14 protein-coding genes are annotated in these 15,104 nt (G+C 38.3%); 11 read left to right on the plus strand and 3 right to left on the minus strand.

The features are described from left to right. Nucleotides 1–177: 177 nt before the first annotated feature. Nucleotides 178–684 carry an antibiotic biosynthesis monooxygenase gene (locus MHH70_RS15785; RefSeq protein ID WP_066167224.1) on the minus strand — a complete coding sequence of 169 codons (507 nt, stop codon included), beginning with the start codon at nucleotides 682–684 and terminating at the stop codon, nucleotides 178–180. Nucleotides 685–890: 206 nt separating this feature from the next. Here MHH70_RS15785 and hemE point away from each other — a divergent pair, with 206 nt between their 5' ends. From hemE to hemY, 3 genes are all read left to right on the plus strand, one after another. Continuing rightward, a complete protein-coding gene (gene hemE / locus MHH70_RS15790) occupies nucleotides 891–1,940 on the plus strand; it encodes a uroporphyrinogen decarboxylase (protein ID WP_066167221.1) in 1,050 nt (349 codons plus the stop codon). Between the two features lie 181 nt (nucleotides 1,941–2,121). After that, nucleotides 2,122–3,051 carry a ferrochelatase gene (gene hemH / locus MHH70_RS15795; protein ID WP_107943295.1) on the plus strand — a complete coding sequence of 310 codons (930 nt, stop codon included), beginning with the start codon at nucleotides 2,122–2,124 and terminating at the stop codon, nucleotides 3,049–3,051. A gap of 405 nt (nucleotides 3,052–3,456) precedes the next feature. After that, entirely contained in the window at nucleotides 3,457–4,890 is a 1,434-nt protein-coding gene (gene hemY, locus MHH70_RS15800; RefSeq protein WP_107943294.1) for a protoporphyrinogen oxidase, read from the plus strand. A gap of 232 nt (nucleotides 4,891–5,122) precedes the next feature. On the opposite strand, the gene MHH70_RS15805 is transcribed toward hemY, so the two are convergent. Beyond that, the gene (locus MHH70_RS15805) at nucleotides 5,123–5,488 is read right to left on the minus strand and encodes a hypothetical protein (protein WP_107943293.1); all 366 of its coding nucleotides are present in this window, start codon (nucleotides 5,486–5,488) and stop codon (nucleotides 5,123–5,125) included. A 136-nt stretch (nucleotides 5,489–5,624) separates the two neighbouring features. Here MHH70_RS15805 and MHH70_RS15810 point away from each other — a divergent pair, with 136 nt between their 5' ends. From MHH70_RS15810 to MHH70_RS15845, 8 genes are all read left to right on the plus strand, one after another. Then, nucleotides 5,625–6,629 (plus strand): permease, encoded by a 1,005-nt coding sequence (locus tag MHH70_RS15810; RefSeq protein WP_342471930.1) that lies wholly within the window; start codon nucleotides 5,625–5,627, stop codon nucleotides 6,627–6,629. A gap of 10 nt (nucleotides 6,630–6,639) precedes the next feature. Next, a complete protein-coding gene (locus MHH70_RS15815; protein WP_107943292.1) occupies nucleotides 6,640–7,542 on the plus strand; it encodes a TIGR03943 family protein in 903 nt (300 codons plus the stop codon). A gap of 313 nt (nucleotides 7,543–7,855) precedes the next feature. Further along, nucleotides 7,856–8,803, plus strand: coding sequence for a YncE family protein (locus tag MHH70_RS15820; protein WP_342471932.1), 948 nt, complete (start codon nucleotides 7,856–7,858; stop codon nucleotides 8,801–8,803). Further along, on the plus strand, nucleotides 8,804–9,496 hold the full coding sequence (locus tag MHH70_RS15825; RefSeq protein ID WP_066167196.1) for a response regulator transcription factor: 693 nt from the start codon (nucleotides 8,804–8,806) through the stop codon (nucleotides 9,494–9,496). After that, on the plus strand, nucleotides 9,493–10,881 hold the full coding sequence (locus MHH70_RS15830) for a HAMP domain-containing sensor histidine kinase (RefSeq protein ID WP_342471933.1): 1,389 nt from the start codon (nucleotides 9,493–9,495) through the stop codon (nucleotides 10,879–10,881). Before MHH70_RS15825 ends, MHH70_RS15830 begins: the two co-directional genes overlap by 4 nt. A 3-nt stretch (nucleotides 10,882–10,884) precedes the next feature. Then, a complete protein-coding gene (locus tag MHH70_RS15835; RefSeq protein ID WP_066167191.1) occupies nucleotides 10,885–11,382 on the plus strand; it encodes a FixH family protein in 498 nt (165 codons plus the stop codon). A 166-nt stretch (nucleotides 11,383–11,548) separates the two neighbouring features. Further along, nucleotides 11,549–12,118 carry a TetR/AcrR family transcriptional regulator gene (locus MHH70_RS15840; protein ID WP_066167188.1) on the plus strand — a complete coding sequence of 190 codons (570 nt, stop codon included), beginning with the start codon at nucleotides 11,549–11,551 and terminating at the stop codon, nucleotides 12,116–12,118. 265 nt (nucleotides 12,119–12,383) lie between these two features. After that, the gene (locus MHH70_RS15845) at nucleotides 12,384–14,564 is read left to right on the plus strand and encodes a YhgE/Pip domain-containing protein (RefSeq protein WP_342471934.1); all 2,181 of its coding nucleotides are present in this window, start codon (nucleotides 12,384–12,386) and stop codon (nucleotides 14,562–14,564) included. Nucleotides 14,565–14,874: 310 nt separating this feature from the next. Here MHH70_RS15845 and yhfH read toward each other — a convergent pair whose 3' ends face one another. Then, nucleotides 14,875–15,000: a protein YhfH gene (gene yhfH, locus MHH70_RS15850; RefSeq protein ID WP_082799036.1), complete on the minus strand. Its 126-nt coding sequence runs from the start codon at nucleotides 14,998–15,000 to the stop codon at nucleotides 14,875–14,877. Nucleotides 15,001–15,104: the final 104 nt, after the last annotated feature.

Consider the following 15,104-nt stretch of genomic DNA (forward strand, 5'->3'; position numbering starts at 1 on the left):
TGAAATCAATGTTTTCATCGCTTTCCTTTTACAGAGGGATAACGCTGCTAAAGCCAATGTTCATCCCATTTTTCAAAGAGGCATTTTCTGTTTATAGGAATCTACCTTTTGTGAAACATCATCGCTACTGTCCAAAATGCCGGCTATGCACGGCTTTTTGGACAGCCCCCGCTATTCTTATTCTTCGTCAAGGGGAGCAGCGTATTTTGTTACATAGCTTGCGCCGCTAAAGATGTTTTGGGCAGGCGAAGTGGCTGGGCGTTCGCTATGGGCTTTTTTAAAGGCCTGCGAGGATTGCCATGCTTCAAAGGACGCGGGGCCAGCCCATTGTGTGAGAACGATGTACGTATCAGAATCTAATGGTCGTAGTAGCCTAAATGCAATAAAGCCGGGTTCCTGTTCGATTGCGCCAGCGCGATTTAAAAAGCGGTGCTCGAAAACAGGACGACCTTCATCGGAGACAGGGATATTGTTCATAACGAAGTAACCCTTTTGGTGTAATTCTCCCACTGCATCAAGCACCTCATATTTGCGCGGTACTGCAAATACCGATTTTTTCTTATCACTTTCTTGAATGAGCACAGTATTGCCTTCACCGTGCATAATGAAAATGGCTTCATCGGCATGCTTCGCTCGTACTTTCTCCATAAAATCTGCTGTGCCAGAAGTAAAGTAAATATACATATTGAATCGCCTCCGTTTTACATGATTACCTCCATTTAAAGCTATTGAAACAATATTTGTCAAAACAATGCTTATAGAAACAACATTTTTATGACATTTTAATAAGAAAACTATACAATAGACTGTGGACAGCTTACTATTGATAATGGGTATCAATGGATTGAGTCAACAGTAATAAAATTGAGGGGAAAGGAAATTAAGTAAATATGAAAACATTTAATGATACATTGCTAAGAGCAGCGCGCGGGGAACGTACAGAACACACGCCAGTATGGTATATGCGACAAGCAGGGCGTTCGCAGCCAGAGTACCGAGAAATTAAAGAAAAATATTCGCTTGAAGAAATTACAATGCAGCCAGAGCTATGTGCTTACGTAACTCGTTTACCTGTAGAGCAGTATGATGTGGATGCTGCTATTCTTTATAAAGATATTGTCACGCCATTACCAGGAATCGGTGTGGATGTGAAAATTAAAGCGGGTGTTGGACCAGTCATTTCTAATCCCATTCGTTCTGTGCAAGATGTTGAAAAGCTAGGGGAGTTTAATGCACAGGAGCACACACCTTACGTATTAGAAACAATTAAAATGCTGACACAAGAGCAATTGAGCGTACCGTTAATCGGTTTCGGTGGTGCACCGTTTACATTAGCAAGTTATATGATTGAAGGAGGCCCTTCACGCAATTACGCAAAAACAAAATCTTTCATGGTATCAGAGCCGCAAGCTTGGTTCACTTTAATGGACAAGTTGGCAGATATGATTATTGTTGATATTACTGCGCAAGTCGAAGCGGGTGCGAAGGCTATTCAAATTTTTGATTCGTGGGTAGGCGCATTGAATGTAGCTGATTATCGAATCTTTATCAAGCCTGTTATGACGCGTATTTTTAGTGAGCTACGCAAATTAAATGTACCACTTATTCAATTTGGTGTAGGCGCTAGTCATTTAGTAAATGAATGGCATGACTTACCGATTGACGTAGTAGGCTTGGATTGGCGCTTATCCATTCAAGAGGCGCGCGCGAAAGGTATTACAAAGCCAGTACAAGGAAATTTAGACCCAACAATGCTAGTAGCAAGCTGGGATGTACTTGAAGCGAGAGCGAAGGAAATTATCGATCAAGGTTTAGAGGCATCTGGCCATATTTTCAACTTAGGCCATGGCGTATTCCCAGACGTTGAGCCAGCAGTTTTGAAGCGTCTAACTGCGTTTATTCACGAATATAGCCGCGAGCAAATTGCGAAGCGCGGATAAAGTGAAACTTCAATTAGTGGGGGTTTTTCTCATCCCCTACTGATTGTTAGTTGAACCAATTAGGCATTTACGGGCAGTTGATTTCCCACTTATCCTTATGCTGATTTCACTTAAGTCTTGAAGTGGGCGTCTTACTGCCCGTTAATGCGGGATAAATTAATCTATTGAAGAGGTGACACGCATGAAACAAGTACGAGGATTATTAGTAATGGCATACGGTACGCCATATAAGGAAGAAGATATTGAACGCTATTATACACATATCCGCCATGGACGTAAGCCAGCACAAGAGGATATTGATGATTTAGCAGAGCGCTATCGTGCAATTGGTGGTATTTCACCATTAGCAAAAATGACGGAGGCACAAGCTAATGCATTATGTGCACGCTTGAACGAAGTGCAGGACGAAGTAGAATATAAAGTATTTATCGGCTTAAAGCACATCGAGCCATTCGTGGAAGATGCAGTAGAAGCGATGGTAAAAGAAGGTATTACGGATGCTGTTTCAATCGTATTAGCACCGCACTTCTCTACATTTTCTATTAAATCCTATAATGGACGTGCACAGGAAGCGGCTGAAAAACTAGGCGGTACTTTAACAATTAAATCAGTGGAAGCTTGGTATGATGAGCCGAAATTTATTAAATATTGGCAGCAAGCAGTCGATGGTGAACTAGCAAAAATGTCTGAGGAAGAGCGAGCAAACTGCTGTTTAATCGTTTCAAACCATTCCCTGCCTGAGAAAATTAAACTTGCTGGCGATCCGTATGAAGAGCAGTTAATTGAAACAGCACGTTTAATTAAAGAGGCGTCAGCAATTGAAAATATTGCAGTAGGCTGGCAGTCAGAAGGAAAAACCCCAGAACCTTGGTTAGGACCTGACGTACAAGATTTAACACGTGATTTATTTAAAGAGCATGGCTATAAAGCATTCATTTATGCTCCAGTTGGATTTGTTACAGAGCATTTAGAGGTGCTATATGACAATGACTTCGAATGTAAAGTAGTGTGTGATGAGCTAGGCGTAGGCTATTATCGACCAACAATGCCAAATACACATACATTATTTATTGATGCAATGGTAGATGCCATTAATAAAAAATTAGCATAAAAAAATGTGGCTGTCTGAAAAGTAGGTTACTGCCTACCTTTCAGACAGTTGTTTGCACTTTGAATGGTGAGATGCCATTTAAAAAGGCTTACGCACTTGATAAAGGTCTGTAATTTAATTCTAGTGTGGCTACTAGTCACTATTTAGAAATCAATTATGCCTTGGCTAATTTTTGCTAAGATTTTTGGTTATTCCTGACAAGCATAGCTAAATTAAGCTATTAGCCAATTAATACCTTGTAAAATTTGAAGCATTTGCCAGAGGCCTTATCTTGATTCAGCAGGAGTTTGCACGCCTGCGAAAGTGAGTGTTAACGAACATTCATTTTGTCATCTATAGAATTAGAAATCTTCTTCTGAATCAAGATAAAGGATAGTAAAATGCGATACTTATAATAAGAGAGTGATGATAGTGACGAATAGAAAAAAACGGAGGATTGTTGTTGTTGGTGGAGGCATCACTGGATTATCCGCAGCCTTTTATTTGCAGCAAGAAGCGAAAAAAAATAATTTACCAATAGAAATTACAGTAATTGAAGCATCATTGCGCCTTGGGGGAAAAATTCAAACATTGCGTAAAGATGGTTTTATAATTGAGCGAGGTCCCGAATCGTTTTTCGACCAATCTGGTAGCGTGCGTAATTTGGCTGCTGATTTAGGTATTGAGGATGAAATTGTTCGCCATAATACGGGACAAGCCTATGTCGCAGTTGGGGGCGAGTTATACCCTATTCCGAGTGGTATTTTACTTGGGGGAGCGCCCGAGGTATCTTCGTTTATAACATCCGGTTTAATTTCGCTTACAGGTAAAATCCGAGCGATTGGTGATTTATTATTACCGAAATCGCCTGAAAAAGAAGATGAGCCAATTGGCGATTTTTTTAGACGCCGCTTTGGCAAAGAAGTAGTTGAAAATTTAGTAGAGCCATTATTAGCAGGAACATTTGCAGGAGATATCGACCATTTAAGTATTCAGGCGATGTTTCCGCAGTTTTTTCAGTTGGAAAAGGAGCATCGTAGCTTATTACTAGGGTTAAAGAAAAACGGCAAGCATTTGTACCCGCATGTAATCGGCGAGGAAGCTTATTATGAATCATTTCAAAATGGTTTGGAAACGTTAATAGAAGTATTAGAGGAGCAATTAGCAACGTGCAGAATTTTAAAAGGTGTGCGTGTAGAATCGATAGATAAAGCTTTAGATGGCACTATGACTGTACATGTAAACAATGGTGAGCCAATTCAAGCAGATTCCATTATTATGACTTCACCCTTTAATGTTGCGAAAGAAGCCTTTAAAGCACATAATTTAATGCAACATTTGCCGAATATGAATTATGCGACAATTGCTACTGTAACGATGGCATTTAAGCGCGAGCAAATTGAAAAATACAAGGATGCGATGAGCTTTTTCGTATCTAGAAACAGCGATTTTGTTATTACTTCTTGTACGTGGAGTAACCGCAAATGGGATAATGTAGCGCCAGATGGTTATGATTTATTGCGCATTTATATCGGACGTGTTGGGGATGAGGCGGTCGTAGAGCTATCTGATACAGAAATTGAAAAGACAGTATTACAAGATTTATGTCGCTTATTAGGCATTAAAGATAAGCCTCTAACAACTGTTGTAACACGCTGGAAGCAAGGGATGCCGCAATATACAGTTGGACATGAAAAGCGGCTTCATACAATGCAAGAGGAATTAATGCAGCAATTTCCGTACGTTCAATTGGCTGGAAGCTCCTATGAGGGTATCAGTGTCCCAGAATGTGTTGCCCAAGGGAAAGAAGCGGCAGAGAGCATGCTTACAAAGTTGTTTGAATATAAAGAGGGACAGTAGCGATGATGTTTCGCAAAATGTTGATTCATATAAACAGAGAACGCCTCTTTTAAAAATGGGTGAACATTGACTTTAGCAGCGTTATCCTTCTGTAAAAGGGAAGCGATGAAAACATTTATTTCAATGCAGTGTCAAAACAAAATGGACTTTTCGGACAACTCCTGAATAATAGCAGGAGTATATCTGTTTTTTTATAAAGCTGTTTGAAAGGGTAATACTTTTTCAAACAGCTTTATTTATTTAAATGGATTGTAGTTACTTTATCTTCCCACTGAATCGTGATTTCAACCGTAGAACCCTCTGTTGCATATGTGCAGCCCTTTGTAAAGTGAAATATACCATTGTCGTCTAATGTTGGTGTGTCAGTTGTTTCAAATCCATGGTTAATTGTATATTCGATTTTCTCAGGTATAGGCTCATTGCCGATATAGCGAATATACCCTGAAAACTCAACGCATTGCTCCTTCTTTATTTTATCATTTGTCACCTCGAAAATGACTTCCCAATTCTCGTTTTCTCCTGCAAATGTCACTATTTTTGGTATGCAGGCAGATAAAAATAGTACAACAATTATAATAATAAAAAAACGAAATTTCATAATGAACCTCCCTCCAATATTCAAGTGGTAAAAATTTTGTTGATAAAAGTATACAGTAATTATAAGAATATCTAAATGCTATTTTTCATAAATTACTTTACTTTGCAATATACATCCACGAGTCATGGAGGTAATTATGGAAAAAAACGCTTTTATGTCAAAGGGGTTATTGATTACTTGGGGAATATTTATTTTATTATTGTTGTTTCTGATTTCGCCAATAGTAAACCATCTAACGTCCTTTAGCACAACAACTGCTTCGTTATTAAATCTAAATACAATTTTTTTGAGTATTTTAATAGAAGCCCTGCCTTTTGTATTAATAGGGGTATTAATTGCAGGCTTTATTTCAATATTTTTGACAGAGGAGCATATTCAAAGATGGATTCCGAAAAGTAAATGGCTGTCAGTCTTGATGGGCTGCGTTGTAGGAGCATTGTTTCCTGCTTGTGAATGCGGCATAGTGCCAATAGTGAGGAGACTTATTACAAAAGGAGTGCCTATACACGCAGCTATTGGATTTATGCTGACAGGGCCTCTTATTAATCCTATTGTCATTATTTCAACTTACATGGCCTTCGGGAATGATATGAAAATAGCAGGGTTACGAATGATTCTAGGCTTTGCTATAGCGATGGTTATTGCGCTAATTATTAGTATATTATTTAAAGGTAATCAATTTAAAAAAGAGATATTACATGACAACAACGCTATAAAAACAGATAAAGAGCCTTTTTTAAAAAAATTAAACAACATGCTAAAACATGCGGTAGATGAGTTCTTTGATATGGGCAAGTATTTAATTATTGGTGCATTTTTAGCTGCTTTTGTACAAACTTATATGTCTACGAAGGCATTAGTTTCAATTGGAAATGACTTATCTTCCTCGTTATTAGTAATGATGGGACTAGCATTTATCCTTTCTCTTTGTTCTGAGGCAGATGCATTTATAGGTGCATCCTTGAGTTCAATATTTTCTACTCCAGCAATCCTATCATTTTTAATTTTCGGCCCAATGATTGATTTAAAAAATACAATGATGCTGTTAGGTGTTTTTAGAGTGAAATTTGTTATTTGGTTATTCATTTTTATCGCGTCAGTAGTTTATTTTAGTTTATTCGTATTGGCAAATTATATATAGGGGGGACAACGTGAAAATTAGCTATCGACAAGCTTTTAAAGCCTGCATTTTACTGTCATTTTCTGCGATGCTTTTTAGCCTGCATTGGACTGGTGAAATAAAAAAACTTATCAATCCTAAATACGGCAATTTAAGTATAGTAGCGGCAGTTTTATTTTTTATTTTATTTTTAGTACAGTTAACTAGAATTGCCGAAAAAAAGCACCATCATGACAAGCATTGCTGTTCTACACATGACCATGAAAACACGTCCTTCACTACGAGAAAAGCTCTTTCCTACACAATTATTATTATACCGATACTTACAGGCTTCCTTTTGCCAGCTCAAATATTAGGCTCTACAATTGCTGATAAAAAAGGAGGGGTGATGATGCTGACAAAACAGCAGCAAGCTAATATAGGAGATTATGTTAGCTCAAATAAACCGATTGTCGAAAACATATATGACCATGAGCCTGACCCAGCATTAATAGAGGGTAGAAAGGAAATGCAAGAAAATGAATATGAGCTTTTGAAGAAGGAGCTTTTTAAAAAATCAAAAATCAATATGGCTGCAGAAGACTATATTATTTATTATGACGAAATAAATAATAATGTATCGGAATATATAGGAAGAAGAATTCAATTAAATGGTTTTATTTTGAAAGAAGAGGAATTCGCTCAAAATCAAATGGTCATATCAAGATTTTTTATTACACATTGCATTGCAGATGCTAATATAGTAGGTTTCCTTTCTGATTTCCCTGAAGCAACTTCTCTTGCTGAGGATACATGGGTTGAGGTAATTGGAACACTAGATATAACGGAGTTTGACGGGGCATATTTGCCAATTATTAAAATAGAGCAATGGGTAGAAATTCAAGAGCCTGAAACACCTTATTTATATCCTATCGATGTTTACAGCACTTCATAAATTGAGGCGTCCAAAAAGCCGTGCAGTAGCCGGCGTTTTGGACGCTTTATTTAGTGTTTCGGTAAAATATTGCCTCATTAAAATAGAGAAAACTTTCTTTCAATGCGTCGTCGAAATAAAAAGGTCTTATTAGACAGCACTAGTTCAAGCTTCTCAACTAGAGTTAGCCTCGGTGTAATTGATTTAAAATGAGCTTAAGTAGAATTCAATGCACTTACTTAGCTGTTAGAAGATATAATGTTCATAAATTTACCGTAAGTTTTTCATCATTATTTCACAATTATCCAGTACGATGGAGTGGGAGGGTGAGTAGATGAAGTATCAACTAACATGCATGATTGCTTTTGTATTGTTATTAGTTGGCTGTACAGGTGAACGCTATGCGAGCATTAATCCACATCAATCGTTCGTTGCAGCAGTGAATATTTTAGAGCCTTCAATTACTTTTTATGATAAACATGGTGAACTACTCACAACTTGGGCGTTTGAAAAAGCATATACAGGTGCAATATTACTTCAACAAGATCGAGTTTTATTATATGGTCATCAATTGACAGAGGCTGATATTTATGAGCTATCCTCGGGAAAAAAGCTCGCGACAATGGAAACGGGTATTGGAACAACGAATGCCTATTATGCGAAGGACGAGCAAATGATTTTTTTAACGAATAGCCGGACGAATAGTTTAATGCGCTATAATTTATATGGTGAACCGGATGGAGAGCTTGCTTTACGCAACTATCCAATGTCGATGATTGCGCATGAAGGCTTGTTATATGTTGTCAATTACAAAGATACTACTTTATCTGTTGTTTCAATGGAAGATTTAGAGTTGCAGGCAGAATGGCCGATTGAAAAATCATCACATGGCTTTGCGATAATTGATAACACGTTATTCATCGGAGGACATGGTGAAGGTATACGTCCAAATGAGGCGATAAAAGCGCTTGATTTAGCGACAGGTACTGAGCTCTATAGGCGAACAATGCCCATTATGCCTGTGGGCTTTGCACAAAAAGAGGACGAGCTTGCGATTGTCAGTCATGGTAGCAATATGCTTTATGTGGCAGAACCGACAGGTGAAATTAAATGGAAATTAGAGGTGGGAGCAAATCCATTTGCAGTTGCTTATTTTAATAATTATATTATCGTTGCAGGCTACGATGATAATAAATTATATTTTATCAAGCAAGGTCAAATAGATGAAACGATTTCAACAGAAAAAGGGCCGTTTCAACTGCTGGTAAGGGGGGATTCCTAAATGACAACTGTATTAATTGTAGATGATGAGCGGGATATGCGAAATTTGTTAGAAGTCGTTTTGCGCAAGGAGAGCATACAAACTATTACAGCGGCAAACGGCTACGAGGCATATGAGCAATTAAATAAACATTCCATTGACCTCATTTTACTAGATATTATGATGCCAGAACTTGACGGCTTTACTGTCTGCAAAACAATTCGACAAACTTCCAATGTGCCCATTATTTTTTTAACCGCGAAAGATGCGAATGAGGATAAAGTAAACGGCTTAACGATGGGCGCTGATGATTATATTGTCAAACCTTTTACTGCAAGTGAGGTTATTGCTAGAATTTTTGCTGTCCTAAGACGTTCAGAAACAGTGGATTTACAAGCAGGACAAAAGCTGCTCGTATATGGTGTGATTAAAATAGATGAAGTGTCGAGAAAAGTTTTCGTTCAAGATGTAGCAGTGCCATTAACATTAAAGGAATATGAAATACTTTATTTGTTTATGCAAAATCCTAATATCGTTTATTCGCGCGAGCAGTTGCTAGAGCGCATTTGGAATATGGATTATGCGGGGGGGACGCGCACAGTCGACACGCATATTAAAACATTGCGTTTAAAGCTTGGCAAACAATTAAAAGAGGCGAGTGAGTATATCCAAACGGTTTGGGGAATTGGCTATCGATTCGGAGAACCATTATGAAAAAGCTGACGACAAAAATATGGGTATTAATGTGCAGCTTACTTATCGCGACAATTGCTTTTATGTATATTTTATCAAACTTCATTTATGAAGAGCTTTATGTTTCTGATATGGAGCAGTCGATGGTAGAAGTAGGAGAAAAGCTGCAAACGATGTATCGTGGTGGGAAAGTGGACGATGCATTGATAGCACGCGTTGAGGACTTCAATGCGTATTCTCATTTTCAAATATTTGCGGTGCGTAATCCACGTGAACTAAGTGCTTGTGTACCGTTTGACATAGATTATGATACGCTCATTGGGCCGAGTGAGCGCGAGCAATTACTGCAAGGGGAGACGGTGACGAAGGTAGGCTATGAAAAGCGCTTCGACCGCCCTATTATTTCCGTCATACTGCCTTTTACTGAGTACAATCGCTTAGAAGGCATTATTTATTTATATTATCCACTAACAAAAATTAGCGAGTTAGCTAATACTGAAATTGGCTTCTTAATTGGTGGGGCTGCACTGTTTTCCTTATGTGTAGCTTTCTTTATAGCACAGGGGCTACGCCGTATTATGCGACCGCTTCATGAGGTGCAACAGGCAGCGGAAAAAATGACAGAAGGTAATTATGAGACAAGAGTGAATGTAGCATCAAAGGATGAGGTAGGTCAGCTTGCAGAGGCCTTTAATCAAATGGCATATGCTATCCAGCAGGAGGACGGGCAGCAAAAAACCTTTTTAGCGACTGTTTCCCATGAGCTCCGAACGCCTATTAGCTATGTTAAAGGCTATAGCGAGGCGATTGGTCAAAATTATATGACTGAGGAAGAACAGCGTGAAGCCATCCAACTTATTACCCGCGAGGCTAGTCGTATGGAGCGTTTAACGAATGAACTTTTGCAATTAGCGCGTACGACACAGGAGCAAGAGGAACTAGAGCTTTACCCGATTGCCCTAGCAGAAACAGTGCGTGAGGTGACGGCTATTTTACACGCTTCCGCACAGATAAAACAAATTGAACTACGTGAAACACTTGATGAGGAATTAATTGTTTTAGGTGATGAGGAAAAGTTAAAGCAAATTTTTATCAATATTTTAGAAAATGCAATTCGCTATTCTTCGGTAGGTTCAAAGGTGGAAATTACAACAGCTATTGCTGAGCGCTATGCACTAATTTCGATAAAGGATGCCGGTATTGGTATTCCAAAAGAGGATTTACCGCATATAACAGAGCGTTTTTATCGGGTGAATAAGGCAAGAAGTCGGTCTGATGGTGGCAGTGGACTAGGTCTATCAATTGTTGAGCAGCTTATTAAGCAGCACAAAGGACAGTTAACGATAGAAAGTGAATTAAGCATAGGCACATGTGTGCATGTGAAAATACCATTAATGGAGGAATAAATAATGAAAAAGTGGTTTTTAAGTTTATTAGCAGTACCAATGTTTTTAGTAGGCTGTAATGACGAGCCAGAAGTAGATACTTTAGACAACGGCGTTATGCCCCAGGAAATTGTAGTAGAAATTCAAACACCAGAAGCTGTCGCAGTGAATGAGGAAATCGACTTAATCGCTTATGTCACACAAGGAGAAGAGAATGTAGATGATGCAGTTGTTCAATTCGAGGTATGGGAATCGGGCTTAAGAGATGAAGGACATATGATAGATGGCAAGTTAGATAAAGATGGCGTTTATAAAGCGAAATTTAATTTTGAGCATGATGGTGTTTATTATATGTTTGCACATACAACAGCACGAAGCATTCATGTTATGCCGAAACAGCAAATTATTGCTGGTAGTCCAGATATGAGTAAAGTAATAGAAGATAATAGCGATAATTCGATGAACCATGGTGAGCATGGTGACGATGAGGACCATGGAGAAGATGATGAAGGTGGCCATTAATAAAGCATTCATCTCATCGTCTTATAGGGAAGGAAATTTTTTTACTGAAACAAGATAAATACTTGCAAATTTTTTTGAGGCGTGTATAATAATGACCAGATGACCGAAATGGTTTTCTGGTCATTTTATTTTAAAAGATATTCTTTATGAAAAAGGGGGGAATGAATTGGATCGCAGACAGGAAATTTTAGAAGCAGCTACTAAGTCATTTTCTTTATTCGGTTATAAGGGAACGACAATGGAGCAAGTAGCTAAAATTGCAAACGTCGGAAAAGGAACGATTTATACATTTTTCTCTAATAAAGAAGAAATTTTAAAAGAAGTTGTCTTGTCGCTTATTAAAGAAATGAAAATCGCGATGGATGCAACAATTGATACAAATAAATCATTTACTGAAAATGGTCATAGTGTATTAATGAAAATGCTGGAATTTAGAGAGCGCCATGTCCTTTTTGCAAAATTGATTGAGGAAGAAAAGGAATTACGTACACCAGCAGTTAAGCAAATGCTTCAAGATATTGAAAGTGAGGGAGTTTCTTATATTGCTAGTCGCATTGAAATCGGCATTAACAAAGGTGAAGTGCATGATTGCAATGCGCCACTCGTCGCGTATTTATTGTTTAAATCTTATTTAGCATTCGTTGTAGATTGGCAGCAAATACATGATGAGCCAATGAGTGAAGACCAAATTTTGGCTATTTTTAAGCAAACGATTTTCAGAGGCTTACAGAGGTAATCGAAAAATCAGGGGACGTCCGAAAAGCATGCAAAGCACTGCTTTTCAGACGATTCATTTATCCTTTATTAAAATAATGACCGTTTTAAAAGGTTATAAACAGTGAATCTAACGTCTTTTCCTTTGACTTTAAAATGGCTAAGTACAATCAACTTTTTGTTGTATCAAAGATGAGTCAGCTTTTCGGACAGAACTTTGATTTTTTATTACTCTAAAATGACCGTATGACGATTTCGGTCAATTCGTAAAAAGAAAGGTGATAACAGTGTTTAAATCTGAATGGTTGCAAATTTTCAAGACACGCAAAATGTTCATATCAATCATTGCAGTACTATTCATTCCAGTACTGTATAGCGGGATGTTTTTATGGGCATTTTGGAATCCTTATGCACAATTAACGAATTTACCTGTTGCGATTGTAAACGAGGATACTGGTGCAACATTTGAAGGGGAAACGATGCAGCTTGGTGAGGAGCTGACGGATAAGCTTGTTTCAAGTGAGCAATTTAAGTTTGAAGAAATAACAGCGGAGGATGCGGAGGAGCAACTTCAGGATCGTAATTACTATATGCTTATCCGCATTCCAGAAAACTTCTCTCAACACGCAACAACATTGCTTGACGAACAGCCATCAAAATTAGTAATTGACTATATTCCAAACGAGGGCTTTAACTTTTTAAGTGCTCAAATTGGTGAGACAGCCATGGAAAAGATTAAAATTGAAGTCAATTCGCAAGTAGCAAAAACCTATGCTGAAAAATTATTTACTTCCATTACGCAACTAGGCGATGGCTTTGCTGAGGCGGCTGATGGTGCATCTAAATTAGATGAGGGCGCTAAGGAAATTATGAATGGCGCTAATGATTTACAAGGCTATTTAGAGCAGTTAGCATCGAGCACAATTGAGCTTGCTGATGGTACGAGTGAGTTAAAGCAAGGCGCGCAAAAGGCAGCAACAGGAGCAACAAGCTTAGCTGATGGTGTAGCAAAGCTCGCACAAGGTAGCTCACAGCTCGCAGCAGGTGCAGATGAATTATCGACTGGCGCAAAGCAACTCGCACAAGGGATAAATAATTATACGGATGGCGCGGCACAAATTGCGGACAGCCAAAAAACATTAGTAGAAAAACAGCAGTCATTTAATGAAGGATTAGGCTCTTTAACAGAAAGCACAGGCAATTTGCAGGCTGGTGCCAATCAATTAAGTGATAGTGCAACAAAATTAAATGCAGGAATTGACTCGTTATCAGAGCAAATGCAACAAATTTTAGCGACACTACCTGCTGAAAAGGCAGAGAGCTTGCAGGCGACATTAACACAACTAAATGAAGGTAGTACACAATTGGTTGATGGCTTAAACAATTTAACAGTAAGCTCCAACTCATTGCAGCAAGGCGTTTCACAGTTAAATGAAAGCAGCAATCAATTACTTGCAGGTCAACAACAAATTACAGAAGGTGCAAATAATCTTGTAGCAAGTAGCGATGCTTTAAGTAGCGGAATTCATACAATTGTTGATGGTAATGCAGCGATTGCTGAAAAATTAAATGAATTAACAGAAGGTGCTAATGCAGCAAAAACTGGCGCTAACGAATTAGCAGCAGGCTTAAATACGGTCGTTTCTGGTACAGGTAAATTAAACGATGGCACATCGCTACTTGCTGAAAAATCTGGTGAATTAGCTGATGGCTCTACTACTTTAGCAGAAGGTACGAAGGAACTTGCTGAAGGTGCGACAACATTAACGTCTAAATTACAAGAAGCAAGCGAAGAGGCTAATATTGACTCTAGTGATGCGAACTATGAAATGGTCGCACAGCCAGTAGATGTAGAGAAAACTGTAGTAAACCATGTACCTAACTATGGAACTGGTTTCGCACCATACTTTATTTCACTAGGATTATTCGTAGGTGCTCTATTAATTTCGATTGTGTTCCCATTTGTAGAACCCGCAGCTCGCCCGACAAATGCGGTTACGTGGTTCTTCAGTAAAGTTTCTGTACTAGCAGTGGTTGGTATAATCCAATCAGCGATTATAGTTGCAATTGTCGTTGGTATTTTAGGGCTACAGGTAGAAAGTTTGCCGTGGTTTATGTTAACAACAGTATTAACAAGCTTCACATTTTTAGCGATTATTCAAATGCTTGTATCAATTATGGGTGACCCGGGACGCTTTGTAGCTATCCTCATTTTAATCATCCAATTAACAACAAGTGCGGGTACATTCCCATTAGAATTAGTGCCAATGCCATTGCGCGCATTTAACCCATTCTTCCCAATGACGTACTCTGTGCAAGCATTTAAAGTAGCCATCTCCACAGGTGACGCAGCCTTCTTAGGCTTCAACTTTGCCGTATTAGCGGGCTTTGCAGTTGTAAGCTTAGCAATTACGCTTGGCTACTTCGCATTAATTTTTACGCGTCGCTATTCGAAGCAAGAGGCATAATGGAAAGGGTACACCTTTTCAACCATAGCTTTTATAAAAGATATTTGCTGTAAATATGCGGGTGGTGACAATAAATTGTCACTATCTGCTATGGACAGTCCCTAGTCTAGAGGTGATGAATAAAAAGAAAAACAAAGAGAATTACTTGAATAAAAAATAGGTCTAAGATGATTATTTTCCGGTTTTATCCTCATCATGAATATAAAATTGCAAAAGGCAGCAAGAGGGCGAATGAATATTTGCCTTCTTGTTGCCTTTTATGTGTAAGCAGTTCATTTATAGAATCATCATAGGGATGCGATTCACGTGATTAGATTTTATTGCAGTTTTCACAAGCATGGCTGTAGCATTCGCTTTGCTCTTCCATCTTTTTACCGCATTGTATACAAGTTTTCTCTGGTAAGTTTCTGAAAAATTCCACTACGTTTTCTAACATAAGCATTTTCCCTCCCTTGAGTTAACTGTTATAATACTGATTTATTTATATGTATTGTATTATAACAGTGTGCATTCGTCAACACAAAATGCCTAATTTAAGTT

Source organism: Metasolibacillus sp. FSL H7-0170 (assembly GCF_038593115.1).
Classification (GTDB): Bacteria; Bacillota; Bacilli; order Bacillales_A; family Planococcaceae; genus Metasolibacillus; species Metasolibacillus fluoroglycofenilyticus.

Coding starts and splice junctions, on each gene's coding strand:
- MHH70_RS15805 (WP_107943293.1), bottom strand. CDS start 5,488: ATGAAATTTCGTTTTTTTATTATTATAATTGTTGTACTATTTTTATCT.
- MHH70_RS15820 (WP_342471932.1), top strand. CDS start 7,856: ATGAAGTATCAACTAACATGCATGATTGCTTTTGTATTGTTATTAGTT.
- MHH70_RS15825 (WP_066167196.1), top strand. CDS start 8,804: ATGACAACTGTATTAATTGTAGATGATGAGCGGGATATGCGAAATTTG.
- MHH70_RS15810 (WP_342471930.1), top strand. CDS start 5,625: ATGGAAAAAAACGCTTTTATGTCAAAGGGGTTATTGATTACTTGGGGA.
- MHH70_RS15835 (WP_066167191.1), top strand. CDS start 10,885: ATGAAAAAGTGGTTTTTAAGTTTATTAGCAGTACCAATGTTTTTAGTA.
- hemY (WP_107943294.1), top strand. CDS start 3,457: ATGATAGTGACGAATAGAAAAAAACGGAGGATTGTTGTTGTTGGTGGA.
- MHH70_RS15830 (WP_342471933.1), top strand. CDS start 9,493: ATGAAAAAGCTGACGACAAAAATATGGGTATTAATGTGCAGCTTACTT.
- hemH (WP_107943295.1), top strand. CDS start 2,122: ATGAAACAAGTACGAGGATTATTAGTAATGGCATACGGTACGCCATAT.
- MHH70_RS15785 (WP_066167224.1), bottom strand. CDS start 684: ATGTATATTTACTTTACTTCTGGCACAGCAGATTTTATGGAGAAAGTA.
- yhfH (WP_082799036.1), bottom strand. CDS start 15,000: ATGTTAGAAAACGTAGTGGAATTTTTCAGAAACTTACCAGAGAAAACT.
- hemE (WP_066167221.1), top strand. CDS start 891: ATGAAAACATTTAATGATACATTGCTAAGAGCAGCGCGCGGGGAACGT.